Origin of the sequence: Bhargavaea beijingensis (genome assembly GCF_900101985.1) — a bacterium.
Taxonomy (GTDB): domain Bacteria; phylum Bacillota; class Bacilli; order Bacillales_A; family Planococcaceae; genus Bhargavaea; species Bhargavaea beijingensis.
Genome location: NZ_FNAR01000006.1, coordinates 46,861 through 72,113, shown reverse-complemented (window position 1 = coordinate 72,113; position 25,253 = coordinate 46,861). Strand labels below are relative to the sequence as shown.

The 25,253-nt window shown below is 53.3% G+C and carries 27 protein-coding genes and 1 tRNA gene; 20 read left to right on the top strand and 8 right to left on the bottom strand.

Translation table 11 applies throughout. From position 1 onward, the window contains the following. Positions 1–21: 21 nt before the first annotated feature. From BLT01_RS06485 to BLT01_RS06475, 3 genes are read left to right on the top strand one after another with little or no spacing between them, the layout of a single operon-like run. Positions 22–696 (top strand): GTP pyrophosphokinase, encoded by a 675-nt coding sequence (locus BLT01_RS06485; protein ID WP_092096018.1) that lies wholly within the window; start codon positions 22–24, stop codon positions 694–696. Continuing rightward, positions 693–1,496: an NAD kinase gene (locus tag BLT01_RS06480; RefSeq protein WP_092096015.1), complete on the top strand. Its 804-nt coding sequence runs from the start codon at positions 693–695 to the stop codon at positions 1,494–1,496. Before BLT01_RS06485 ends, BLT01_RS06480 begins: the two co-directional genes overlap by 4 nt. After that, positions 1,465–2,397, top strand: a complete 933-nt coding sequence (locus BLT01_RS06475; RefSeq protein ID WP_092096012.1) for an RluA family pseudouridine synthase — start codon at positions 1,465–1,467, stop codon at positions 2,395–2,397. Before BLT01_RS06480 ends, BLT01_RS06475 begins: the two co-directional genes overlap by 32 nt. A gap of 7 nt (positions 2,398–2,404) precedes the next feature. On the opposite strand, the gene prpE is transcribed toward BLT01_RS06475, so the two are convergent. Continuing rightward, on the bottom strand, positions 2,405–3,145 hold the full coding sequence (gene prpE, locus BLT01_RS06470) for a bis(5'-nucleosyl)-tetraphosphatase PrpE (RefSeq protein ID WP_092096193.1): 741 nt from the start codon (positions 3,143–3,145) through the stop codon (positions 2,405–2,407). Between the two features lie 125 nt (positions 3,146–3,270). Between prpE and mgtE the strand changes: the two genes are divergently transcribed. Together mgtE and BLT01_RS06460 are read left to right on the top strand one after the other, a co-directional pair. Beyond that, complete coding sequence (gene mgtE, locus BLT01_RS06465; RefSeq protein WP_092096009.1) at positions 3,271–4,644, top strand: magnesium transporter; 1,374 nt, start codon at positions 3,271–3,273, stop codon at positions 4,642–4,644. A 48-nt stretch (positions 4,645–4,692) separates the two neighbouring features. Then, the gene (locus BLT01_RS06460) at positions 4,693–5,091 is read left to right on the top strand and encodes a hypothetical protein (protein WP_092096006.1); all 399 of its coding nucleotides are present in this window, start codon (positions 4,693–4,695) and stop codon (positions 5,089–5,091) included. Positions 5,092–5,219: 128 nt separating this feature from the next. On the opposite strand, the gene BLT01_RS06455 is transcribed toward BLT01_RS06460, so the two are convergent. After that, positions 5,220–5,684, bottom strand: coding sequence for a CotY/CotZ family spore coat protein (locus BLT01_RS06455; RefSeq protein ID WP_092096003.1), 465 nt, complete (start codon positions 5,682–5,684; stop codon positions 5,220–5,222). Positions 5,685–5,815: 131 nt separating this feature from the next. Here BLT01_RS06455 and BLT01_RS06450 point away from each other — a divergent pair, with 131 nt between their 5' ends. The 6 genes from BLT01_RS06450 (at position 5,816) to BLT01_RS06425 (ending at position 8,608) form a co-directional block, all read left to right on the top strand. Continuing rightward, a complete protein-coding gene (locus tag BLT01_RS06450; protein WP_092096000.1) occupies positions 5,816–6,217 on the top strand; it encodes a hypothetical protein in 402 nt (133 codons plus the stop codon). Next, positions 6,217–6,672, top strand: a complete 456-nt coding sequence (gene spoVAC, locus BLT01_RS06445; protein ID WP_092095997.1) for a stage V sporulation protein AC — start codon at positions 6,217–6,219, stop codon at positions 6,670–6,672. Before BLT01_RS06450 ends, spoVAC begins: the two co-directional genes overlap by 1 nt. Beyond that, positions 6,666–7,688: a beta-ketoacyl-[acyl-carrier-protein] synthase family protein gene (locus BLT01_RS06440; RefSeq protein WP_092095994.1), complete on the top strand. Its 1,023-nt coding sequence runs from the start codon at positions 6,666–6,668 to the stop codon at positions 7,686–7,688. Before spoVAC ends, BLT01_RS06440 begins: the two co-directional genes overlap by 7 nt. Next, the gene (gene spoVAE / locus BLT01_RS06435; protein WP_092095991.1) at positions 7,685–8,047 is read left to right on the top strand and encodes a stage V sporulation protein AE; all 363 of its coding nucleotides are present in this window, start codon (positions 7,685–7,687) and stop codon (positions 8,045–8,047) included. The genes BLT01_RS06440 and spoVAE overlap by 4 nt, the downstream gene beginning before the upstream one ends. 123 nt (positions 8,048–8,170) lie before the next feature. Continuing rightward, positions 8,171–8,338: a sporulation protein YjcZ gene (gene yjcZ, locus BLT01_RS06430; protein WP_092095988.1), complete on the top strand. Its 168-nt coding sequence runs from the start codon at positions 8,171–8,173 to the stop codon at positions 8,336–8,338. Positions 8,339–8,350: 12 nt separating this feature from the next. Beyond that, positions 8,351–8,608 carry a stage VI sporulation protein F gene (locus tag BLT01_RS06425; protein WP_092095985.1) on the top strand — a complete coding sequence of 86 codons (258 nt, stop codon included), beginning with the start codon at positions 8,351–8,353 and terminating at the stop codon, positions 8,606–8,608. 52 nt (positions 8,609–8,660) lie between these two features. On the opposite strand, the gene BLT01_RS06420 is transcribed toward BLT01_RS06425, so the two are convergent. The 3 genes from BLT01_RS06420 to BLT01_RS06410 form a co-directional block, all read right to left on the bottom strand. Beyond that, a complete protein-coding gene (locus BLT01_RS06420; protein ID WP_092095982.1) occupies positions 8,661–9,089 on the bottom strand; it encodes a GNAT family N-acetyltransferase in 429 nt (142 codons plus the stop codon). Between the two features lie 3 nt (positions 9,090–9,092). Continuing rightward, the gene (locus BLT01_RS06415; RefSeq protein WP_092095979.1) at positions 9,093–9,608 is read right to left on the bottom strand and encodes a 2'-5' RNA ligase family protein; all 516 of its coding nucleotides are present in this window, start codon (positions 9,606–9,608) and stop codon (positions 9,093–9,095) included. A 63-nt stretch (positions 9,609–9,671) separates the two neighbouring features. Next, on the bottom strand, positions 9,672–10,394 hold the full coding sequence (locus BLT01_RS06410) for an alpha/beta hydrolase (RefSeq protein ID WP_092095976.1): 723 nt from the start codon (positions 10,392–10,394) through the stop codon (positions 9,672–9,674). Between the two features lie 99 nt (positions 10,395–10,493). On the opposite strand from BLT01_RS06410, the gene BLT01_RS06405 reads away from it, so the two are divergent. The 4 genes from BLT01_RS06405 (at position 10,494) to BLT01_RS06390 (ending at position 14,775) form a co-directional block, all read left to right on the top strand. Further along, positions 10,494–11,075, top strand: a complete 582-nt coding sequence (locus BLT01_RS06405) for a phosphatidylglycerophosphatase A family protein (RefSeq protein WP_092095973.1) — start codon at positions 10,494–10,496, stop codon at positions 11,073–11,075. A gap of 97 nt (positions 11,076–11,172) precedes the next feature. After that, a complete protein-coding gene (locus tag BLT01_RS06400) occupies positions 11,173–12,171 on the top strand; it encodes a TAXI family TRAP transporter solute-binding subunit (RefSeq protein WP_092095970.1) in 999 nt (332 codons plus the stop codon). Between the two features lie 92 nt (positions 12,172–12,263). Continuing rightward, the gene (locus BLT01_RS06395) at positions 12,264–12,776 is read left to right on the top strand and encodes a DUF1850 domain-containing protein (RefSeq protein WP_092095967.1); all 513 of its coding nucleotides are present in this window, start codon (positions 12,264–12,266) and stop codon (positions 12,774–12,776) included. Further along, positions 12,766–14,775 (top strand): TRAP transporter permease, encoded by a 2,010-nt coding sequence (locus tag BLT01_RS06390; protein ID WP_092095964.1) that lies wholly within the window; start codon positions 12,766–12,768, stop codon positions 14,773–14,775. Before BLT01_RS06395 ends, BLT01_RS06390 begins: the two co-directional genes overlap by 11 nt. Positions 14,776–14,820: 45 nt before the next feature. Here BLT01_RS06390 and BLT01_RS06385 read toward each other — a convergent pair whose 3' ends face one another. From BLT01_RS06385 to BLT01_RS15210, 3 genes are all read right to left on the bottom strand, one after another. Beyond that, a complete protein-coding gene (locus BLT01_RS06385) occupies positions 14,821–15,309 on the bottom strand; it encodes an STAS domain-containing protein (protein WP_092095961.1) in 489 nt (162 codons plus the stop codon). 189 nt (positions 15,310–15,498) lie between these two features. After that, positions 15,499–15,571, bottom strand: a tRNA-Val gene (locus tag BLT01_RS06380). 210 nt (positions 15,572–15,781) lie between these two features. Next, positions 15,782–15,925 carry a hypothetical protein gene (locus BLT01_RS15210; protein ID WP_176765069.1) on the bottom strand — a complete coding sequence of 48 codons (144 nt, stop codon included), beginning with the start codon at positions 15,923–15,925 and terminating at the stop codon, positions 15,782–15,784. A gap of 359 nt (positions 15,926–16,284) precedes the next feature. Here BLT01_RS15210 and BLT01_RS06375 point away from each other — a divergent pair, with 359 nt between their 5' ends. The 5 genes from BLT01_RS06375 (at position 16,285) to BLT01_RS06355 (ending at position 25,249) form a co-directional block, all read left to right on the top strand. After that, positions 16,285–17,673 (top strand): aldehyde dehydrogenase, encoded by a 1,389-nt coding sequence (locus BLT01_RS06375; RefSeq protein WP_092095958.1) that lies wholly within the window; start codon positions 16,285–16,287, stop codon positions 17,671–17,673. Between the two features lie 76 nt (positions 17,674–17,749). Then, positions 17,750–18,802, top strand: coding sequence for a M42 family metallopeptidase (locus BLT01_RS06370; protein WP_092095955.1), 1,053 nt, complete (start codon positions 17,750–17,752; stop codon positions 18,800–18,802). Between the two features lie 12 nt (positions 18,803–18,814). Continuing rightward, on the top strand, positions 18,815–20,302 hold the full coding sequence (locus BLT01_RS06365; RefSeq protein WP_092095952.1) for a UDP-N-acetylmuramoyl-L-alanyl-D-glutamate--2,6-diaminopimelate ligase: 1,488 nt from the start codon (positions 18,815–18,817) through the stop codon (positions 20,300–20,302). 129 nt (positions 20,303–20,431) lie between these two features. After that, the gene (locus BLT01_RS06360; RefSeq protein WP_092095949.1) at positions 20,432–22,006 is read left to right on the top strand and encodes a peptide chain release factor 3; all 1,575 of its coding nucleotides are present in this window, start codon (positions 20,432–20,434) and stop codon (positions 22,004–22,006) included. 165 nt (positions 22,007–22,171) lie between these two features. Then, positions 22,172–25,249: an efflux RND transporter permease subunit gene (locus BLT01_RS06355; RefSeq protein ID WP_092095947.1), complete on the top strand. Its 3,078-nt coding sequence runs from the start codon at positions 22,172–22,174 to the stop codon at positions 25,247–25,249. Positions 25,250–25,253: the final 4 nt, after the last annotated feature.

Below are 25,253 nucleotides of genomic sequence, written 5' to 3'. Positions count from 1 at the left end.
GACCGAACGGGGGATTGAACAATGGGACAATGGGAACGGTTTCTCGAGCCGTACAAGCAGGCGGTCGATGAACTGAAGATCAAGTTAAAAGGCATGCGGGCACAATTCGCTACGGAAATTGAGCACGCGCCGATCGAGTTTGTGACGGGGCGGGTCAAGCCGCTTCCAAGTATTTACGACAAGGCGTTGGAAAAAGGCATTCCATTCGAACCTTCGGAGTTGCTGGCCACGGAGATTCCGGACATAGCAGGCATGCGTATTATGTGCCAGTTTGTCGATGATATCGGAGTGGTCGTCGAAAGCATCCGGCAGCGAAAGGACATGACTGTTACTGAAGAACGTGACTACATCTCGAAAAATAAACCGAGCGGATACAGGTCTTATCATATGATCGTCGAATATCCGGTCCAGACCATTCATGGCGAAATCAAAATTCTCGTTGAGATCCAGATTCGTACGCTCGCGATGAATTTCTGGGCGACAATCGAGCATTCACTGAACTATAAATATAAGGGGGATTTCCCCGAGGAGATCAAAGTGCGTCTCCAGAGTGCGGCCGAGGCGGCATTTTCGCTTGATGAAGAGATGTCGAAAATCCGGGATGAGATCCAAGAAGCCCAGCGTTATTTCAGTACGTACAAAGGAGACGCAAGGGATAATCTGGGGGAATCCGGTAAAGGAGGCGGCGATCGATGAGGTATTCGATTCAATCGAGGGGCGATGATCTGTCCAATGATCTCGCAACACGAGCCAAACAGTATTTGAACGATTTCGGCCTTGTGTACGATGAAAAGGAACCGGAAATCGTCCTGACGATCGGTGGAGACGGAACGCTCCTCCATGCCTTCCACCGATACCGGGACCGGCTGGCGGATACGGCATTCGTCGGTGTGCATACCGGTCATCTCGGCTTTTATGCCGACTGGCAGCCACCGGAAATTGAAAAATTGGTGATTTCAATCGCCAAGCATGACTTTGATGTAATTGAATATCCGCTTTTGGAAGTGGCCATCCAGTATCGCAATGATATGAACGATGCGGTTTACCTGGCGATGAACGAGTCGACCGTCAAATCACCGGATGTCACACTTGTCATGGACGTTGAACTGAACGGGATGCCGTTCGAACGTTTCCGTGGTGACGGACTTTGCGTCTCGACGCCTTCCGGCAGCACAGCCTACAACAAATCGCTCGGCGGGGCGATCATCCATCCTGCGCTGCCGGCCATGCAGTTGACAGAAATGGCCTCCATCAACAACCGGGTGTTCCGGACTGTCGGATCGCCGCTCGTCCTCCCGGCCCATCATACTTGTGTATTGAAGCCGGTGAAAGGGCCTGATTTCATGGTGACGGTCGACCATCTGCATCTCCTGCACAAGGACGTCAAGACGATCAGCTACCGGGTTGCGGATGAACGGGTGCGCTTCGCTCGTTTCCGTCCCTTCCCGTTCTGGAAGCGGGTCCATGACTCCTTCATCGACAGCGATGTCCTCTGACAACCGTTTCAGGCTTTCGTTCACCGCAGAGGCGGATGGTGTCGGATTACGGGACTTCTTGGCGGAAAGCGGTATTTCCCGAAGGACACTGACCGCAGTCAAATACAAGGGCGGCGAAATTTTGGTCAATGGAGAGGAAAAGACGGTGCGGCAAGAACTCCAGGCCGGGGATGTGGTCACTGTCATTTTTCCGCCGGAAAAGCCGGCGAAAGGGCTTATTCCAGAGGATGGCGAGCTTTGTGTGCTATACGAGGACGAATCGGTCCTGATTCTGGATAAGCCGTCCGGACAGGCGACCATTCCGTCGAGGGATGTGCCGTCCGGCACGCTCGCCAACTTTGTTGCCGGTAAATTCCGTGCGGAGGGGACGCCGGCGACCGTACATGTCGTCACCCGTCTTGACCGGGATACCTCCGGGATTGTCTGTATCGCAAAGAACCGCCACATCCATCATCTCATGTCCGGGAAGATGCAGGCGGGCGGCGTTCTCAAACGATATGAAGCGATTGTGCGCGGCATGTTCAGCAACCGCAAATTTTTTATCGATGAGCCGATCGGACGAAGGGAAGGCAGCATCATAGAACGGATGGTGCGGCCCGACGGTCTGCGGGCCATCACCGAAGTCCGTGTATTGGAAACAACCGGGACCCGCGGCGAGGAATTCACCCGGCTTTCTGTGATCCTTCATACGGGCAGGACCCATCAGATCCGAGTACACCTTGCCCATATCGGACACCCGCTTGAAGGGGATACGCTGTACGGCGGCAACGCAGAGCGAATCGGGCGCCAGGCGCTCCATTGTGCCGGGCTATCATTCAGTCATCCGCTTACTGGTGCGCCGATTGAGGTCTGCAGTCCGGTTCCCGAAGACATGCTTGCGGTTGCCGGATTCAGCAGGTGATGCGGAATCAGCCGAATTGGCTGAATTTTTCCGGCTGGAAAGGTTGCCGGGATGGGACGCTCACCACCGTTTTTTCGGGGTAGCGGAGGGCACTCAATTTCCCGCCGAACACACAGCCGGTATCCAAGTTGACTGTATTGTTCACAAAGCGGCATTCCGGAACGGGCGTATGGCCGTATACGACGAACGGCTTCCCATAATATTGTCTAGCCCAGTCCCGCCTTACCGGTCGGCCGTCCGGCAGGGTTTCGCCGGTGATGTCCCCGTACAGCACAAAGGTTCGCAAGCGGCTGCCTTCTTTCCTTCCGATCAGGTCCTCGCGGATTCCGGCGTGGGCGATGATCAGTTTCCCATCATCCAGCATCTGATAGAGCGGGAGCGATTCGTAAAAGCGGATATAACGCTTGCGGATGTGCTCCCGCTCCTTTCCTGAGAGAGCACCGAGTTCTGCCACAGTTGTCTCCAGCCCGTGCCTTTGCCGCACATTGTTGCCGAGCATGTATCGGTAAAGTTTGTTGCAATGATTTCCCGGGGAATAAATCAGCTGCCCGGCATCTTGGAGCCCAAATAGAAACTTCAGCATTTCAACCGATTTCGGGCCGCGGTCCGTCGCATCCCCGACAAAGGCGGGCAATCGCCCTTCGGGATGTTCGCAGCACCCGTTTTCCATGTGGTAGCCGAGTTTTGCGAACAGCTCAAGAAATTCGTCATAGCACCCGTGAAGGTCACCGAAGATATCCAACTTCAACAAGAAAGCACCCCATTCCGCACTGATGTTCAGAATACGACTTGTTGTGAGTCTACCCCGCACAGCCATTCACCAACACGGCCGGGGCAGATTTGCGGATGGATTGATTGAAAGGAGGGCCCGGCATGCCGGAAGCACTGAATGAGCAGGAAGAAACTTATATTGATGAGGATCTGGTCACCCGATTATTGGAGGAGGGGGATCCCGAGGCATTCAGGGAGGAATTCCTCGCAGGCCACCCGTATGACCAGGCGAAATACTATGAAAAAGCCGGGCCCGAACTTCGCCGGAAAATGTATGAATTTCTGTCGCCGAAAGAACTTGCGGAGATTTTTGAAGTATCCGAGATTGCGGACGATGAGTTTGACGCGTACCTGAGTGAAATGGACACCCGATACGCGGCGGATATGTTTGCGGGCATGTACGCGGATAACGCGGTCGATGTGCTGAATGAGCTGGATAAATCAAAGGTCCTGACTTACCTGACTCTCATGGACGACGAAGACGCCGGTGAAATCAAAGACCTCCTGCATTATGAGGAATACACGGCCGGTGCGATCATGACGACGGAGTATGTCACAATCCCGGAAAATTCGACGGTCCGTTCTGCGATGACCATACTCCGGAACGCAGCACCGGATGCGGAGACGATTTATTATATTTTCGTAACAGATGATGAAAACCGTCTGTCGGGTGTTGTGTCACTGAGAGATATGATTATTACGGATGAAAATGCGATTGTTTCGGATATTATGAATGAACGTGTTGTGAGCGTGCTGGTCAGTGATGATCAGGAGGAAGTCGCCCGGACGATGAAGGACTATGATTTCCTGGCAATGCCTGTAGTGGATTTCCAGCAGCACCTCCTCGGAATCATCACAGTGGATGATATCATCGACGTGCTTGAAGAAGAAGCCTCCGACGACTATTCCAAACTTGCGGGTGTTTCGGATATGGACACCATCGACCGGAATCCGATTGCAGCAGCCAAAAAGCGCTTGCCTTGGCTGATCTTGCTGACATTTCTCGGAATGGTGACTGCCAATCTGATGGGAAGATTCGAACAGACCCTCGACCAGGTCGCGCTTCTTGCGGTTTTCATCCCACTCATTGCAGGGATGGCGGGGAACAGCGGGACACAGGCGCTCGCCGTTGCTGTAAGAGGAATTGCGACAGGTGACATTGAGGAAGAAAGCAGAGTGAAACTGCTGGTGAGGGAAGCGGGGACCGGCCTGATCACGGGGACGGTCTGCGGCATCTTCGTCATCGGGCTGATTTATTTTTGGAAGCACGAACTTGTGCTGGGGCTGCTGGTCGGTGTGGCGATTGTCTGTTCCATCTTTGTAGCCACATTGGCAGGTTCCTTCATTCCGCTTTTGATGCACCGAATGAAAATTGATCCGGCGGTCGCATCAGGCCCATTTATCACGACGCTGAATGACATCATCAGTATTTTGATTTATCTTGGCCTGGCCACGGTCTTCCTTTCCCAACTGTGACCAATGGGCGCCATGAGGCATACGATGGGGAAAAAGGGATGTGAGCCTATGGCGGAAAAAGAGGGATGGCCATTGCTGTTCGTGGATGCTCCACCTGTTTACTTTGTGACAGAACCGATCTATAGCCGGGAGACGACTGATGAGGAAGCTCAATCGGGCGGCGAAGATGAGAGCACATCTGTCTATGAACTTCCAAAGCGCCCCGAAGAAACAGCCAAACTGCTCACCCAGCTGCGCTTCCTGTGCCGCCCGTTCCAGCGGGAGGTATACCGTCCGATCCAGTTCCGTTTAAAAGACGGCACAGTAGTCAATGGCGAAATCCTGAATCTAGAGAAAAGCAGATTCGCTGTCAAAGGCACCAGCGAAGAGAAAATCGAAATGGAAATTTCCGTCGATGAGCTGGATGCCATCTGGTGGAAAGGAAAACCATTCCCGTATGGGAACTGAAAAAAATGAACAAGCTGAAGCTGGCGGCCCATCCGCCAGCTTTTTTCCGTTTTTAATTTGTCTTCAAACCTAAAACAAATACACCGCCCGGATGATTCCGGACGGCGGGACACTTGGTGCGGCGGCGATCAGTCGTACGGGCACAAGTCAACAAATACGTCATCGACGCAGATGATTCCGCAGAAGCAGCGGATATCGACGGTGACGCAAAGCCCGGTCGCTTTCCAAGGATTTGTTGTGGAGCTCGGATCCTTGAAGACTGCGCGCAACATTACACAGCAGTCGCCAATGATTTTCTCGACCCGGAAGCAAGTGAAGGAATACGTCGGAGTGCCGGACTTTGTGCAATCAGGTTTATGCACCTTGAATGGCGTGCCATCCTTCGTCAGCAGGTTGATGACCCGAGTATTGAAAGCAGTCGGGCTGGCAAGGCCACCGAGCGGCTTTGTGAAACAGCTGGTCGGGCAGTCTTCGCAGTTGTCATCAGTGCCTGCGTCCTGGATGTGCTTCACGGCTTTGATTACGTCGCACAAGCAGTGGTCGAAGGAAGAGGATCCGGCGGTAAAGTCTTTCTTATCACCACAGCAGCTCATTTCTGAACACCTCCTCCCTATTGATCTCTGTCTACCATATGCGCCCCGGAAACGAGTGTCCGGGCGAATGCACAGATTGCATAGCAGAACAAAATGACGGACATACTACATGGAAAACGGGAGGTGGCTCCTTGAAAAGAAAGTTGGCAATCGCGGCGGCCTGCCTGCTGCTGGCCGGTTGCGGCGCCGGGAACGGAGAAATCCGCGTATCCGGAGGGAAGCCTGATGAAAGCCTAAAGGTGGAGGAAGTCCTCAAGGAGAAGGATGACAGGATTACGTCAGCCGTAGCGGTCTTTGTGCAAGAAGATCTTCTGGTTGTCGTGGAAGTCAGACCCCTCAGCCGCTTCTCAAAGGCGAAGATCGAGGAAGAGCTGACGAAAAAGATGGAAAAGGCGTTTCCGGACCAGACCGTCACTCTTTCGGCAGACCGAAAGATTTACTGGGAGACAGACAAGCTGGACGAGCTTGAGGAGGAAGATAAGTTGCATAAAAAAGTGGAAACCATCAAATCTCTCTCGAAGGAAGAAACGTAATGGACCGCCAGGCGTATTCACAGATGGAACAGCAAGTCACGCCCAAGGTGCCATTGGGCCTTAATTTGATGAAAGCATTTTTAACAGGCGGAATCATCTGTGCCATCGGAGAGGGAGTCATGTATTTTTATATGTACTTCTTTGACTTCACCGAGCGCACAGCAGGCAATCCGACGGTCGCTACGATGATTTTCATCGCCATGCTGCTGACCGGATTCGGGAAATACAAGCGGATCGCCCAGTTTGGCGGGGCGGGTTCGGCCGTTCCGGTGACCGGATTCGGGAACGCCATGATTTCTGCCGCAATCGAGCACAGGACGGAGGGCTATGTGCTCGGTGTTGGAGGCAACATGTTTAAGCTGGCCGGGTCAGTCATTGTGTTTGGTGTCTTTTCTGCGTTTGTCGTGGCCCTCATCAAGACTATCCTCGTGAAATTCGGGGTGGTCGGATGGTAGCGAGGGGGGTCATCCGATTCGGAAGCAGACCGGCCATCCGCGCCGTTGCAGTGGCCGCAGGCCCAACTGAAAACAAACACAGTCCGTTCAGCCTGCAATTTGACCGCCTGTACGACTCGGACCTGTGTGGCCAGAAGACCAATGAGCAGGCCCACAGGAAACTGATCGAGGATGCGTGCGGCCTTGCCCTGAACAAGGCAGGAAAGACGATCAGCGATGCAGATTATCTCGTATGCGGTGATCTTGTAAATGAGATGACCCCATCCAATTTTGCGGCCGCGACGACAGGCCTGCCTTATGTGGGGCTATTTTCGGCTTGTGCGACCTCGACATCCGCTTTGGCCTATGCCGCATTACTATCGGAAGCAGGAGCCTCGACGCTCGTATTGGCAGGTGCAGCCAGCCATCACAACGCCATCGAACGGCAGTTCAGGTATCCGATCGAATATGGATTCCAGAAGCCGCAGAATGCCCAATGGACTGTAACGGCCGCCGGTATTGCTGCCGTAACCCCGCATGAGGAGGGTTATCCGTCAATCCGCCAAGCTACGATTGGCCGTGTCGTCGACTATGGCCTGACCGATCCGCTGAATATGGGCGCAGCCATGGCGCCGGCAGCATTTGATACGTTCCGGAGACATCTTGAGGCTGCAGGAGCGGAACCGGAGGATTATGATGTCATCATCACAGGGGATCTTGGTGCGATCGGAACTCAACTGTTCAGGAATATGGCCTCGGAATCCGGATATACAGTGGATGGAGATCGCTGGAGGGATGCCGGAAAAGAGTTCTATGGAGAGGATCCGTCTTTCTTTGCGGGTGCAAGCGGAGCAGGCTGTTCCGCGGCTGTCTACTTTTCAGACGTGTATAACCGGATGATGGAAGGGGAATACAGGCGTGCGCTCCTGATGGCGACGGGCGCTCTTCTTTCCCCGCTTTCCTTCCAGCAGGGGGAGAGCATCCCGTGTACCTGTCACGCAATTGAGCTGGTGATGGGAGAGGGGGAGAGCAGATGATGGCTTCTTTTTTGATTGCGTTTGTCGTAGGTGGGCTGTTCTGCGTGATCGGACAGTTGCTCTTTGATGTTGCGAAGCTTTCTCCCGGCCATACGCTATGTATTCTTGTCGTCTCTGGCGCAGTACTCGACGGATTTGGACTTTATGAGCCATTGATTGACTTCGCCGGGGCAGGCGCAACGATTCCGATCACGTCTTTCGGAAATTCACTTACGCACGGCGCGCTTCAAGAGGCGGAAAAGCACGGCCTTGTCGGGGTCATCACCGGCATGTTCGAAGTGACAAGTTCGGGGATCAGCGCAGCTATTCTGTTTGGTTTCATCGCCTCGCTCCTGTTCAGATCGAAAAGCCGACCATAGATCCGCAGTCCATTGCCGTAATGGCAATGGGCTTTTTTGTATTCAAAAACCAACCGGGCAAGCGCCCTGCCGCCAATCGATCCGGGGCCATATTCTACAAGGAACAGGAAAGGGGGGAGTGCAATGTTCGGTTACAGTTACGGCGGCGGAGGCGGCTTTGGCGGTGGCTGGGGCTGCGGCGGCCACGGTGGCGGTGGCTACGGCGGAAAGTCCTATGGCGGTTCAATGTTCGTGCTAATCGTCATCCTGTTCATCCTGCTGATCATCGTCGGCAAAAGCTATAACTGCTAAGGAGGAGACGGGATGAACGAGTCGCTTTTCAAGAAAATCGAGAATAAGACCGGTGTCTCGATGGATGAACTGTTTGCACTGGCAAATGCAATCCAGCATGCCAACTTCCAGGATGAGCGGCAAGTCAGGAAAATCATCCGCAAAGTCGGAAAACTGGCGAAAAAAGACGTATCCAAACAATTGGAAGACCAGATTGCAGAATCCATCCTGAAAAACGGCAATTCCCTGAATGTAGGGGATATCCAGCGGATGATCGATAAAAACGGCTGAACTGTATAATAAAATCCGCGTCAGACCAGATATCTGACGCGGATTTTCACATTCATATCGTTTTTTCCATCACGCGATGGGGAATGCCGGCGTCCATAAATTCCGGAGATGTGACGGCATAGCCGATTTTCTCGTAGAACGGAACGGCATGGTTTTGTGCGTTCAGCCGGATTTTGCAGAGACCGGCTTTTCGTGCATGCTCCTCCAGCAAAACCATCATTTGCTGGCCAAGGTGTCGGCCCCGGTATTCGGGGAGGACACAGACCCGCTCGACTTTGCCGACATCGTCACCGATGTCCCGGATTCTGCCGGCAGCAATCGGACGCTCTTCGTCGTAGGCGATAAAGTGAACGGCCTCTTCATCCAAATCATCCAGCTCGATATGGATCGGCACGCCCTGTTCCTCTACAAAAACCGCCTTGCGGACGGCAAAGGCATCCTCACGCTCTGTTTCCGTCGTAGCGAGCTTCAGGCTGACCATCGCTCACTCATCTCCAGACAGTGTAAAGGTTTCGTAGACAGTCCAAGAACCGTCCTCAAGCTGGTAAAGGAGGTGGACACGATCAATCATTTCGCTATGCTGGAAGTTATCCATTTTCACTTGGCCAATGATGTCGTCATGTTCGCCATCCGACATCTTTTGGGCAATCGTGATGTGGGGGACGTACTGATGGTTTTCAGTGCTCTTGATGAAATCGAGACTGAGGGCCTCACGCAGTGCAAGGATTTCATCATTCGGATCGATCTTGAGGTAGATTGCGTTTGTGATCGGTGCGAATGTGCTGGCTTTCATCACTTTCAGCTCGAACGGTTTTTGTTTGGCTGCAACCCGCAGTAATTCGTCGGCAGCCTCCTTCATGTCTTTCCCTTCAAGCGTGAATGGGCCCAAGATAGTCATATGGGGCGGGATCAGTGCGTAGTGTGCATCATAGCGCTTGCGGTATGTGTTGGCCCTGTCCTGTAATTCTTTGGAAGGGAATGCGACAATTCCGTACTTCATGCGAAGACCTCCTTTGTATGTTCTCCCTTAAGGATATCAGAAAGTTCGCCGATTGGTTAATCTTCACTTTCCGAAAGCAAACCTGATGGCGCGTTCGAGATCGCGCTGCCAATACTTCCAGGTGTGCTTACCATCAAATTCTTCATAGAATGACGAAAACCCTTTTTTCTCGATCAAGTTCCTTAATTTTCGGTTGGGATTCAGAAAATCGTCAATTTCACCGGTGGTAGTCGGGACTTCCGTCTCGCCGGTTCCGATGACCTGATAGATGTCGAAGGCCGCGGGATCCGATACGGATTCGACAGCCGCCATGACCTGATTGTCCGCATACGGGGAGTGGCAGACAACTTTGCCGAAACTGTTTGGATATTTGCAGGCGGTCATCAGTGAAACTGTTGCCGCAAGGGAGTCGCCGATCAGGCCCCTGCCGGCCCCCATCTGGTAAGTCGGGAACACCGAGTCGATGTATGGCACGAGTTCGTGGGCGATAAACCGGATGTAATCGCGGTTCCGGTCGCCATCCGGATGATACATCCGTCTCCGTTCGCTGACACTCTTATAGGGAACGCCGACGACGATGAGCCGCTCGATTGCATCCTCTAAGTAGAGTTTTTCCAGAAGCCTCGTCATCCTGCCATATTGGAAATAGTCTTTTCCGTCCGATGCAATCAGCACCGAGTGTTTGTAAAGGTCGGAGTAGTTCTCCGGAAGATAGACAAGCAGTTCCATCTCTTCGCCGAGAGCTTCGCTATGTAATGTCAATTCGTTGATGCGTCCTTTTTTCAAGCCGTGTCCTCCTTATGGAACGTATAGATTAAATTGTAGCATACTGAATATTACAGGTATAATGTGTGCATGCGTCCAACAAAGAAAGGGGAGATTGTCATGTTTGACCATAACAGGAAAGTCCCGTCCGCCACAGTAACAAAGGCTGCTAAAGATGCACTGACCCGCCGCGGCGTGAGTATCGAGTCCATTGCCAAAATCGTCTATGAGATGCAGGCGCCATACAATGATGGCCTGCAGCTTGCCCACTGCATCGAATCGGTGGAAAGCGTTCTTCAAAAGCGGGAAGTGCAGCATGCGCTTTTGGTCGGCATCGAATTGGATGTCCTGGCGGAAAAAAAGCAGTTGTCAGAGCCGCTCCAGTCAATCGTCGATTCGGATGAAGGCCTTTTCGGGGTCGATGAAACGATCGCACTTGGAGCAGTTTATACGTACGGCAGCATCGCGGTGACCACATTCGGTCATCTGGACAAAAACAAGATCGGTGTCATTAACCATCTGGATACCAAAAAAGGAATCGGTGTTCATACATTCCTTGACGACCTTGTCGCAAGCGTGGCTGCGTGTGCCTCTTCCCGGATCGCCCACAGAACCCGTGATCTTGAGGAGAAAGGAAAAACGTTCAAGGCCCTGCCTCCGGAAGAAACAGCGCCGGAAAGCAATGTGGATGGTGCGAAATAATCGGTGAAGCGGTTACAAGAAAGCGTTGACATGCGAAAATAGTCTCAGTAGAATGAAAACTAGTATGGCCAACTAAATAGAGAAGGGGAGGATCACCATGAAAAAGAAATTCCGATTCTTGGCATTCATCGGAATCATTTCGCTATTCATGCTGGCGGCTTGCGGGGGCGGCGATAATGCCGATGGCGGCGACAGCGGTGAGGGCGGAAAAGATAAAAGCAACAGCGATATCAAGTTCCTCAGCATCCTGACTGGAGGCACGCAGGGCACCTACTATCCGCTCGGCGGCTCGTTCGCAGAGTTCATCTCGGATGAGACGGGCATCAAGACAACCGCGGAAAGCTCCCAGGCATCTGCAGCCAACATGACAGCCCTGGCCGACGACACAGCTGAAATCGCATTTGTCCAGACGGATATCGCCTACTATGCAAACAAAGGTGAACTGATGTTTGACGGACAGGCAATCGACAACGTTTCCGCGCTCGGTGCGCTTTATCCGGAAACCATCCAGCTTGTGACGACTGAAAAGTCCGGCATCAAGTCCTATGACGATCTGAAGGGCAAGAAGATTTCTGTCGGCGCACCGGGTTCCGGTACGTATGCTAACGCGGAGCAGCTCCTTGAGATCCATGGACTCACAATGGATGACATCGATGAGCAGAACCTTGATTTCGGCGAATCTACAGAAAGCCTTCAGTCCGGCCAGATTGACGCGGCATTCATCACTTCCGGTACACCGACTGGAGCAGTTGAAGGACTAAACGCCACGACGCAGGTCTATATCGTGCCGGTGGAGGATGCCAAAGCGGATGAACTGATCGAGAAATATCCGTACTATGCGAAAGATACCATTGCGTCCGGTACATACGGCCTGACTGAAGATGTACCGACAGTATCCGTTGGCGCGATGCTCGTCATCCAGAATGATATTCCCGATGATGTCGTTTATGACATCACGAAGGCTATCTATGAAAACACAGATAAGATCACACATGCCAAAGGTGAGCTGATCAAAGCTGAAAAAGGCCTTGAAGGCATCGGTATTCCAGTACACGCCGGTGCACAGAAATACTTTGATGAAGTGAACGGCAAATGATTTCGCCGTGACATGCAGTGAAGCGATGAAGCCGGGCTTCATCGCTTCACTTTGTTCTTTTGGCGGTGGGCGTCTTCAAAGGAGGGACTGTGATGCGCAAAGCGATTGGCGCTGCAATGATTGCAGCTGTTTTGGCTGCCGTCATGAATGTGCCGATTGCTGATTCATTCGTCTTTACGGAGACCCGCTCAGAAACGCCGGCCATTCATTACATACGGCAGTCGGACAGTGACCGGTTCGTCATCCGGTACACCCATTCAATCCATCTGTCGGATGTGATTGAAACCTATGAAGTCACCAAAGACCGCAAAATCCGTCTTCTTAAGATGGAATATGAGGATCTGGCCATCGGCTTGCCCGGCCATGCGGAAGAAGGGGAGACGTTCACCGCTGAAGACGGCCGATATACACTGGAATACGAAAACCGCATGTTGGACTCATTTGTCCTCTATGTGGCGGACATCGATACGGATTTGGAATTCCGGTATGATGGTCGCGTCTACGACCTAAAGAAGCTTCTCGACCGTGGGTCCTCTTACCAGTTCGAGGTAAGAAAGTTGTCACTACTGGAGTTCTTGAAAGGAGTGAATACGAATGGCGGATGACAAAACAATGCAAGACAGTGGGCATCATCAGTTGTCCGAAGAGGAACAGCAGGAGCTGCTGAAAAAATATGATCCCGAGTCGAACACGCGGGACGTACGGGGGGTCATGAAGAAAATCGTTTTCTTCGGTCTTCTGGCTTTCTCGATCTTCCAACTGTACACGGCAATTTTCGGCCAATATACAGCGTATATCCAGCGTTCGGTCCACCTTGGCTTCGCCCTGTCACTTATTTTTCTTTTGTTCCCGTTTCGCAGGAAATCAGCCAAAAAAGACAGGGTCCCGTTCTATGATGTCATCCTGGCGCTTTTATCTGTCGGTGTCGGTTTGTACTGGCCGCTGCAATACGATCAATTGGTCTTGCGAGTGGGAAGAGTGACCGACCTTGACATGGCGGTCGCCATCCTGGCTGTTATTTTGACGCTGGAAGCCTCGCGCCGTGCGGTCGGCCTGCCAATCACGATTATCGCCTCGGCATTCCTGTTTTATGCATTCACCGGTCCGTATTGGCCGGGATTCCTTGCTCACCGGGGACAAGACCTGACGGCACTCTCACAGCTGATGTTCTATACGACAGACGGGGTGCTTGGCACGCCGATCGGGGTATCGGCAACGTTCATCTTTGTCTTCCTCCTATTTGGCGCTTTTCTAGTCAAGACGGGCGTTGGCCAGTATTTTAATGACTTGGCTGTCGCTCTGGCAGGAAAGCTTACAGGCGGCCCGGCAAAAGTCGCAATCTTCTCAAGCGCGCTGCAGGGAACGATTTCCGGAAGCTCCGTTGCCAACGTCGTCACTTCAGGGTCCTATACAATTCCGATGATGAAAAAGCTCGGCTACCGAAAAGAGTTCGCGGGAGCCGTGGAAGCCTCGGCCTCCACAGGCGGGCAACTGATGCCTCCAATCATGGGGGCGGCAGCTTTCCTTATGGTTGAGTTTATCGGCGGGATCACTTATTGGGAAATTGCGAAAGCAGCCGCCATTCCGGCGTTGCTTTACTTTTCCGGGATTTGGATCATGACACACTTCGAGGCCAAGCGTGTGGGACTTTCGGGTCTTTCGGATGATCAGCTTCCGAACCGGAAAGAAGTCCTGAAGAAAATTTATTTGCTGACACCAATACTCGGCATCATCATCTTCCTGCTGGTCGGCATTCCGACGATGCAAGCAGCGCTGTGGGGGATTGTCCTGACGATTATTGTCAGTGCGTTTGACAAAGAGACCCGACTGAACTTCAAGGACATGATCAATGCGCTTGTCGACGGAGCTCGAACAGCGCTTGCCGTCGCGGCTGCGACGGCATGTGCCGGTATCATTGTTGGGGTCGTCGTCAAGACCGGTCTCGGCCTCAGCCTGGCCAACGGGCTGATTTCCGCTTCCGGCGGCCACCTTTTCCTGACCCTCTTCTTCACGATGCTTGCGGCCATCGTTCTGGGGATGGGTTCACCGACAACCGCAAACTATGTCATCACTTCGACGATCGCTGCTCCGGCAGTAATTGCCCTGCTGATGATCGATGAGCCGACCGGCGCCGCCGTACCGGTTGTCGTGGCACTATCTGCGCACCTGTTTGTGTTTTACTTCGGCATTATCGCGGACATTACACCACCGGTCGCTCTTGCAGCATTTGCGGCTTCCGGCATTTCCGGAGGGGATCCGATCCGGACCGGTGTCAATGCGGCGAAGCTTGCCATCGCGGCATTTATCATCCCGTATATGTTTGTTTATAACCCTGCGATGTTGATGATTGACGCAAGTGTTATTGAAATCATCTGGGTAACTGCAACCGCGTTTGCCGGCATGCTCGCAGTCGGTGCCGGATTCGTCGGATTCTGGTATCGTAAGCTGAATTGGCTGGAACGCCTGCTCGCTCTCCTGGCGGGAGGGATGCTGATCTTCCCGGAAGGCATGACGGATGTGTTTGGGCTTGTTCTGTTCTCCATCCTTCTGGCTGTCCAGGTCATGACACGTAACAAAGGAAAAAAAGAGGCAGTCGTCGCATAAGCCAGGAACCCCTGCAGAAAAAATCTGCAGGGGTTCTTTTTAGGCTTATTTGGTTGCACCCGTCAGTTCCATGCCCCGTTCCTTCATTAAATGCTGCAACGCGGAGCGGAACGTCGTAAACGACTTGAGCTTATTGACGAATGGCAGTCCGGACAAGGCCACTTCGCGCGCGAAATGCGGAGTGAAGCCGACAGTGATCACTTCAATACCCATCAGGCTGAGCGAAGCCGACAGTTCTTCGATCGCTCTTCCGAAAACCGAGAGGCTTTCCGACTTTTCGATGGACAGAGCGGTAAAGTCAAGAATCGCGATTTGTGTGCCGGTGGCAGCGACATGATTCAGTACTTTGGATACAACGTCCTGTGAAAATTCGGGAGTCAGTTCCCCGGCAAACGGGACTAGGATGGTATCCGGCATAATGGAAGGGATGATCGGAACCATGATCTGGCCGATCAGGTTTTCCAGTTCCTCGACCTGTTTCCTGAGATGGTCGATGGTCTGCTGCATTTCTTCGCGGGTCAGTTGGTCATTCATTCTGGATTCCTCACTGGTCTATATTTTTTCCGGCTGGTTATCTATGACTATTATACGGGAAATCCGGAAGTTCGCCATCATTAGAGAGGGAAGGGCATGTGTTGATGTTCTCCCACCATCATAGCCTGCGGGAGAGAATGAAACAAAGAAAAACCGTCCGGTCCCCGATAAGGGCCGGACGGTTTGTGATGATTCCGACTGGGCTCGAACCAGCGACCTCTACCCTGTCAAGGTAGCGCTCTCCCAGCTGAGCTACGGAATCAAATCTGGGATGTTGGCTTGTTGTTCTCTCAAGCACATTTACAATAATACAAGGGGAGAAGAGGAAAGTCAACGCAATCCGCAAAATAAAACTTTTCAGAATTCAGGTAAACGGATAAGGACCGTCCCCGCGTCTTGATGTACGGTGGACGGTCCTTATGTATGCTCTGCATGTTCACCGGCTGACGGCAAATATCGCATGGTCACGAAGTTATTGCTCCTGAGGGACGGATTCTTCTGCTTCGGAGAAGTAAAGGAAGTTTTCTTCTTCAAGCTCCGTGATCCGCTCCCGATTCAGTCCCATCTCAAGATTTCCTGTAAACATGTGATCCCACCATTGTTCTTGTTTCATCATGTCATTTCCTCCTTGATCTTTTCGTTGTTTGACCTTCTATACCCCGCATGATCGGATTCCGAAACAGAGTGAGGAACAAAACAAGCCGGAAGACCTATTTTTCTATCTAACCGGGAAAGAGGAGCTATGAAACTGTAAGGTGCGATATTCACCGTCTGTCGACCGGGTTGCATGTTGGACAGGTAACCATTTTCCTGCCCATATCCAAAGGTTGCCCGAGTCGGCGGCCGTTTATGAGCTTCAAAAAAATTTAACAAACAGATGAGACCATTGGAGAGGTATAGGTTGTCCCGGTTTATGTTTTGATATCCGTGCTTGCCGGCGATAAGATGAAGAAAGAATGAAAGGAGTGGTTGGCGATGGCATTTACGGAGGCGCAGGCCGGAAGCATGGTTGCCCGGCAACGGAGTTTTTATTGGACCGGCACGACGAAATCGGCCGCATTCAGAAAAGACCGGCTGATGGATCTGCACCGTGCGATCCGAAAATGGGAAAAAGACATCTCGGATGCTCTGGTGAAGGATCTTGGCAAAAGTGAATTTGAATCTTATATGACGGAGATCGGGTTTGTCTTATCCAGTATCCGGGAAATGGCATCCAGCCTTGAAGAATGGATGAAGCCGGAACCGAAAAAGACGCCGATTCATTTCCAGCCCGGTAAAAGCTTCGTCATCCGGGAACCATGGGGAACCGTGCTGATCATCGGTCCGTTCAACTATCCGTTCCAGCTTGTCATCGAACCGCTCGCTGCAGCGATAGCAGGAGGAAACACGGCCATCCTGAAACCTTCCGAGACGACACCGAACGTGTCTGCTGTCATCCGTGAAATGATTGCAGAGACTTTTCCCGCAGAATTCGTGGCAGTCGTGGAAGGCGGCAAGGAAGAGACATCAGCGCTGATCCACGCGCCGTTTGACTTCATGTTTTTCACGGGCAGTGCAAAAGTCGGGTCGATCGTCATGAAGGCTGCAGCCGAGCGGCTTGTGCCTGTCGTCCTTGAGTTGGGCGGGAAAAGTCCGGCCATCGTCGACCAGACTGCAGACCTGCGGACAGCTGCGGAGCGGATTGCTTGGGCAAAATTCACAAATGCCGGGCAAACGTGCGTTGCACCCGATTATTGTCTCGTGCACCACACCGTCAAGGATGCCTTTTTAGAAGAATTCACAGAGGCGATCAGAAGCTTTTATGGCGGGGACCCTGAGAAATCACCCGATTATGCGAGGATCGTTGACGAGCGTCAGTTTGACAGGCTGAGGGAGATGCTCGATGAAGAGCGCAGCCGAATTGTTTCGGGCGGCCGGATGAACCGCGATACCCGTTACATGGAGCCGACCGTGGTCGACAGTCCGCCTGCCGGAAGCCGGGTGATGGAAGAAGAGATTTTCGGCCCGATTCTGCCGGTCTATGGCTATTCAAGCCTGACTGCGGTGATCCGTTCGATCCGCGAGCGTCCAAAACCGCTGGCTGCCTACCTGTTTTCGGAGAACCGGGCTGCGATGGATCATTTTCTTTCCGAGTTGCCGTTCGGCGGCGGCTGCATCAATGATGCCCTTTCCCATGTCGGCAATACGGCGCTTCCGTTCGGCGGTGCCGGCCCGTCAGGAATCGGCAGCTATCACGGCAAATACGGGTTCGACGCATTCACTCATGAAAAAGGGATCCTGAAGCGGGCAACGGCCTTCCCGGTCAGGGTAGCATTCCCGCCATACGGCAACCGGCTCAAACTGATCAAACGATTCCTGAAATGATGCCGGCGATTCGTGACGCACACCCCATGTAGGCGTATAATGAAAGCTGGACTTTTCCAGTCGGGGGGATACACACATGAACATACCTTTTGACATTGAAGATTCAATCAAGATTCTGGAAGAACTCGTCAATACACCGAGTCCTTCGGGCTATACGAAAGATGCCATGAAGCTGGCGGAAACCTATCTTGCTGAAAGCGGGGCGGAACTGACCCGCACAAACAAGGGGGCCGTCATCGCCACATTCCGCGGAGAAGATGATACCAGAAGCCGGCTGATCACGGCACACATCGATACGCTCGGCGCAATCGTCAAGGAAGTAAAGTCTTCCGGTCGGCTGAAACTGGATAAGATCGGCGGATTCAACTGGAATGCCGCCGAAGGGGAGTACTGCACTGTCCATACGGCGGACGGCAGAAAAATTCGCGGAACCATCTTGATGCACCAGACGACCGTTCATGTGTATCGGGATTCCGCCAAAGCGGAGCGGAGCAGCGACAACATCGAGGTGCGGCTGGATGAGCGGAGCGTCAGCGCAGAAGACACACGGGCGCTCGGCATCGAGGTGGGAGACTTTGTTTCGTTTAACCCGCGTTTTGAAAGGATCGGCGGCTACATCAAGTCCCGCCACCTCGACGACAAAGCGAGCACGGCACTTTTGCTGGAGCTTGCGTCAAGGCTGAAGGAGAGCGGCATAAAACTTCCGCATACCCTGCACCTTTACATCTCTAATAATGAAGAGATCGGCTTCGGAGGCAATGCTTCGGTTCCGCAAAACACGACTGAGTACATTGCATTCGATATGGGCGCCATCGGAGACGGGCAGGCTTCCGACGAGTATACCGTGTCGATCTGCGTGAAGGATTCGAGCGGGCCCTACCATTACGGCCTGACCCGTCATCTGGCCGATCTTTGCAAAAAGGAAGGCATTCCGCACAAGCTAGATATCTACCCTTATTACGGCTCGGATGCCTCGGCGGCCATTCGCGCAGGCTTTGACGTCAGGCACGCGCTTTTCGGCCCGGGAATCGAATCGTCCCATGCACTGGAGAGGACGCATACGGATTCCCTCGTAGCGGCGGCCGGCCTGCTGAGGGCTTACATTCTTTCGCCGCTTGCGGAAGACTGAGGAGGAAACGACATGGAAACAACAGAACTGCTGGCATATCTACCGTTCAGCAAAGTGATCGGGACGCTCCCCGCGGAGATCACTGACATCACGACCGATTCCAGAGCGGTCCAGCCGGGCGGTGCTTTTATCTGCATAAACGGATACACCGTGAACGGGCATGACTATGTGCCCCAGGCACTTGCCGCCGGCGCAAGACTCATCATTGCGGAAAAGCGGGTCGAGGCCGATCCGGACAGGGCAGCCGTAGTCATCACGGATGATACGGCACGTGCGGAAGGGCTGCTCGCCTCCGCCTTCTTCGGACACCCGTCCAAGTCGGTCCGCATGATCGGCGTCACCGGCACGAACGGCAAGACCAGTGTCGCCAATATCATTGATGGCATTCTCCGGAGCAGCGGCCGGAAGTCCGCTTCTTCAGGCACGATCGGTTTCAACCTGAATGGTGTGCTTTATGAGTCGGCCAACACAACGACCGATGCCCTCACTACACAGCGGATGATCCGTCAGGCCTCTGCGGAAGGGTGCGAGGCGATGACGATGGAAGTCTCTTCCCATGGCCTTGTCGAAGGGCGACTGTCCGGCACCGAATTTGACATAGCCGTTTTCACGAACCTGACTCACGACCACCTGGACTACCATGGGACGATGGAGCATTACGGATATGCAAAGGGGCTGTTGTTCGCGCAACTCGGCCAGGATACATCCAAGCCGAAGTTCACAGTCCTGAATGCGGATGATCCGTGGTCGGACCGGTACCGGCAGATGACGCCGCACCCTGTACTTACTTACGCTGTGGACTCTGAGGCCATGTTCCGGGCACGCAACATCCGGCTGGAGGCCGGCCGCACCGTTTTCCTGATGGATACGCCCGAAGGGGAGCGGCAGGTCGCGATGAACCTGATCGGCGGGTTCAATGTCTACAACGCATTGGCTTCCGTTGCCGCACTTTATGCATACGGCCTCGGGCTCGATGAAATTATTGCCGGACTCGGCGGGCTGCCTGCCGTGAAAGGGCGCATGGAGCGGGTGGAGACGGACTTGCCGCTTACCATATATATTGACTATGCGCATACGCCGGATGCCATCGAAAAAGCGATTGCTTCGGTCCTTCCATACAAGAAAAACAAACTCATCTTCCTTGTCGGCACGGGCGGCAACCGGGACAGGTCAAAGCGGCCGGCCATGGCGGAAAAGGCATCGGTTGCGGATTACGTCATTCTCACGACGGATGACCCTAGGCACGAGGATTATGAATCCATCACCACCGAGCTTGCCGCAGGCATGACACATGAAAACTATGCCTGCATCGGCGACCGGGAACAAGCGGTCCGCCATGCTGTGGAGGTCGCGGGCGAAGGCGACATCATCCTGTTCGCAGGAAAGGGCCATGAAGACTTCCAGATTATCGGGAATACCAAATACCCGCACAGCGACGCGCAAATCGCGTTGGATGAGGCGGAGAAGAAATTCGGGCGAAAGGCAGGCGCCCGGGACTAACCCGGAAATTGACGGGTAAACTCGGCCGGAAAGGTTCGCCTTTCCGGCTGTTTTCTGAATATCGCTTGAAATGCGCTTTTCGGTCCCTATGATGGGAAAAAGCTGAAACAGATGAGGAGAAATGAAAAAATGGAAGACCAATTAAAACAAGAGATCGCATCGCGCAGGACATTCGCGATCATCTCCCACCCGGATGCCGGGAAGACCACGATGACCGAGAAGCTCCTGTTTTTTGGGGGTGCTATACGGGACGCGGGTACGGTAAAGGGAAAAAAGTCCGGCAAATTCGCCACATCCGACTGGATGGAAATTGAGAAGCAGCGGGGCATTTCCGTCACTTCTTCGGTACTCCAGTTCGACTTCGACGGAAAACGGGTCAATATTTTGGATACGCCGGGCCATGAAGACTTTAGTGAAGATACCTACCGCACCCTCATGGCCGTCGATTCGGCTGTCATGATGGTCGACTCGGCAAAGGGCATCGAGCCTCAGACCATCAAGCTGTTTAAAGTCTGCCGGATGAGAGGCATTCCGATCTTCACCTTCATCAACAAGCTCGACCGCCAGGGCAGAGAACCGCTCGAGCTCATGGAAGAGCTTGAGGAAGTGCTCGGCATCGAGTCCTATGCGATGAACTGGCCGATCGGGATGGGCAAGGAATTCATGGGAATCTATGACCGTCACAACCGCCGGGTTGAACTCGCGCGGACAGAAGGAGAAGGCCGATATCTTGAAGTCGGTGAAGAGGGCGATTTGGCCACTCCTCACCCGATCCAGGATTCATCTTATTTCCAGCAGGCCTTGGAGGACGTCATGCTGTTGGACGAGGCGGGGAACGATTTTGATGAAGAGCGTGTGCGGCGTGGCGAGCTCACGCCTGTGTTCTTTGGTTCTGCATTGACGAACTTCGGCGTGCAGACATTCCTTGAAACCTATCTGCAGTTTGCGCCGGCACCGCAACCGCGGAACACGGCGGACGGCGGCAGTGTCAGTCCGTATGATGAAGAATTTACCGGCTTCATCTTTAAGATCCAGGCCAACATGAATCCTGCGCACCGCGACCGGATTGCATTTGTCCGGATCGTTTCCGGAGAATTCGACCGGGGGATGCAGGTGACCGTCCCCAGGATTCCAAAGACCTTTAAAGTCAGCCAGTCCACACAGTTCTTGGCGGATGACCGGGAGACAGTCAATATCGCGGTTGCGGGCGATATTATCGGGCTTTATGACACGGGCAACTATCAGATCGGCGACACGATCACGGGCGGCAAGGGGAACTTCGCCTTCGAACCGCTCCCGCAGTTTACACCGGAACTATTCGTCAAAGTGTCCCCGAAGAACGTCATGAAATCCAAGCACTTCCACAAAGGGATCTTGCAGCTTGTACAGGAAGGTGCCATTCAGTATTACAAGACGCTTTATACCGAAGAAGTCATCCTCGGAGCGGTCGGGCAGCTCCAGTTCGAAGTTTTCGAACACCGCATGAAGAATGAATACAATTCCGAAGTGGTCATCCAGCATATCGGCCAGAAAGTCGCCCGCTGGATCGAAAATGAAGGAGATGTGAAGGAATCCATGACCGGGCCGCGTGCCATGCTCGTCAAGGACCGCTACGACAAGCTCGTCTTCCTCTTCGAAAACGACTTTGCCCTCCGCTGGTTCCAGGATAAGCATCAGGACATCAGGCTATTCAGCCTTCTCTGACCCTTCCGCAGGATATCCACACACGGTAGCTGGCCGGCCCTGAAAGGAGCCGGCACGGCTGCCGTTTGTTTTGGATGGCCGGGGACAGAAGGAATAGCCGGACATTGAAGGGAGGGCTTCAGTTCCGGTATGATGGATATAGCTTTTTGAAAAGGGGAAAAAAGGATGAAGATTAGCGGTTTTTCCATCAGGCGGCCGGTCTTTACGACCGTGACCATGCTACTGGTGCTCATTTTGGGGATTGTTTCATTCATAAAGATTCCGCTGACGCTCATACCCGAACTGAATCCGCCAGTTGCGGTCGTGGTGACGAGTTATCCGGGGGCGGGTCCGGAAGAAGTGAGCGAAAAAGTCACCAAGCCGCTCGAGAACAGTTTGTCCACGCTGCCGGGTCTGGATTCCATCCAATCAACCTCGCAGGAAGGCGCGAACCTCATCTTCCTCCAGTTTGATTGGTCAACTGAGATCGATGACGTCCAGATGGATGTTCTTCAGCGAATCGACCAGACCCCTGTTCCGGACGATTCCGGAAAACCGCAGTTCATGAAGTTTGATCCGTCACAATTTCCGGTGATCCAGCTGTCTCTCCGCTCGGACGGGGAAACAGGAGATATTCGGGAAATTGCGGAAAAGCTCGAGACAGAACTGAGAAGGACGGAAGGGGTCGCAAGCGTCACCGTCTCTTCCTCGCTTGTCGAGGACGTACAGATTGTCCTTGATCCCGGAAAGCTTGAGGAATACGGTCTCGAACAGCAGGATGTCGTACAGGCTATCCAGGCCAATAATATTTCCCTGCCGGGAGAGGCGGTTGAAACGGAAGACGGCAAACGACTGACGACGCGGATTATCAGCACGCTTGCCTCGCCGGAAGACATCAGAGAACTTGTCCTGACTGTCAATCCGCTGGACGGCAAGGAAATCAAGGTCTCGGATATCGGAGAAGTGAACCTGGCCGCAGATGACGGAGAGATGGAAACCAGAACCAATGATGAGCCATCAGTCATCATGTCCGTATTGCAGGAATCCGGTGCGAACACAGCGGATGTCTCCACATCATTCAAGGAGTCTCTGGTCCATCTGCTCGGCCAGCCGGAATTCGGGGGAGTCACTGCCGACATCCTCTTTGACCAGGGAGATTACATTCAGCTGGCCATCGGCAATATCGGCCAATCCCTGATCCTCGGCGGGATTTTCGCCATGCTCGTCCTATTCATGTTCCTGAAGTCGGTGAGGAGCCCGATCATCATCGGTGTGGCTATTCCCTATTCGGTCATCGTCACGTTTGTCCTCATGTATTTTGCGGACTTCGCACTGAATATCCTGACACTTGGTGCATTGGCGCTGGGAATCGGGATGCTTGTGGATAACTCGATTGTCGTGATCGAAAACATCGAACGGCATCTGGCGATGGGGAAAAAACGGAAACAGGCCGCTCTTGACGGCACGAAAGAAGTGGGCGGGGCCATTACCGCATCCACTCTGACGACCATCGCCGTGTTTCTGCCGGTCATCTTCATCTCCGGCCTGATCGGCCGGATCTTTACGGAATTTGCATTGACGATTTCCTTCAGCTTGCTTGCTTCGTTGTTTGTTGCGCTGACCGTCATTCCGATGATGGCTTCCCGAATGCTGAAAAAACCGAAACGGGACTTGGAAACGAGGCGCAGGCGTTCAAAGTCCTATCGGAATTTCGAGCGCTCGGTGACCTGGTCCCTCCAACACCGGAAAATGGTCCTCGGATTGACGGCACTACTGCTGGTGGCAGGTGCTTTCGGATTGTACAGGGTCGGAACCGAATTCCTCCCCGCAACGGATGAGGGGTTCGTCAGCATCTCGGTCAATCTTCCGGATGGCGCTTCTTCGGAAGCCACCGGAGACGTAATCCGGCAAATTGAAGAACGACTGAAGAAAGAATCGGACGTGGACGTTTATGTCAGTCTCACAGGCGGTACTCAGCAGGGACTCGCACAGGGAACGGGAGAGGCGGATAAAGGTGAGCTCTATATCAAGCTCAAACCGCTTGCCGACCGCAACCGTTCGGTATTCGAGTTTGTCGATGACGTCCAGCCGGATATCCGGAAGCTTGCGGATGAAGACACTGAAATCACCTTCAACTTGCAGACGGCGGCCGGTTCCTCGCCAAACACGCTGACCTTTACGATGTCGGATACGGATAAATCCCGTCTTGAAGCTGTTGCGGCACAAGCAGTGGACCATCTGTCAAAGATCGAAGGTGTGACCGATGTCACCAATGACCTGACAGAAGGTGTGGAGGAAATTCTGATCGAGGTTGACCGCAATGCGGCATCTGCAAACGGTTTTGCGCCGGCTCAGATTGCTTCCACAGTCAACGATATGACCCGGGGTGTGGACGCGACACAGATTGTCGGTGAGGAAGGCGACGTACACGCCGTCCGGATCAGGACCGGCGGCAATCTCGACAGTGTTGAAGCATTGGAGCAGTTAAAACTCCGTGCGCCGTCCGGTTCTTTCGTCACGCTCGCGAGCCTGGCGGAAATTGAGATTGCAGAGGGCCCGGCTGCCATCCGCCGGGTCGACCAGGCAAACGCGGTGCGCTTCACTGTCCACTACGAGTCTTCGCGCACACTTGGTGAAGTCACAGGGGACGTGGAACATACACTGAAAAAAGCGGATCTTCCACAAGAAACCGACATTTCCTATAGCGGTGATCGCGAACTGTTCGAAGATGCGATTGATGACATGCTCATGGCGGTCATTCTCGCGGTCGTCCTCGTTTATATCGTCATGGCTGCCCAGTTTGAATCGTTCAAGTACCCATTGGTCATTATGTTCACGGTGCCGCTTATGATCATCGGAGTGGCCCTCGGCCTGTTCGCAACGAATACGCCGATCAGCGTTTCCTCGGTCATCGGGATTCTGATCCTGGTCGGGATCGTGGTGAATAACGGGATTGTTCTCGTCGACTATATCAACCAGCGCAAACAAGAAGGGATGCCGTCCCTTGAAGCCATCACCGTTTCAGTCAAGGACCGTATGCGACCGATTCTGATGACAGCACTCACGACCATTCTCGGCCTCCTGCCTCTTGCTCTTGGAATCGGTGAGGGCACAGAGATCAACCGGCCGATGGGAATCGCGGTCATCGGAGGACTGATCAGTTCGACTGCGCTGACACTCTACATTGTTCCGGTCGTTTACAGTTTGTTTGACCGGGAGACGAGGAAGCAGAGAAAATCGGAGACAAATGAACGAATACTGTGATACA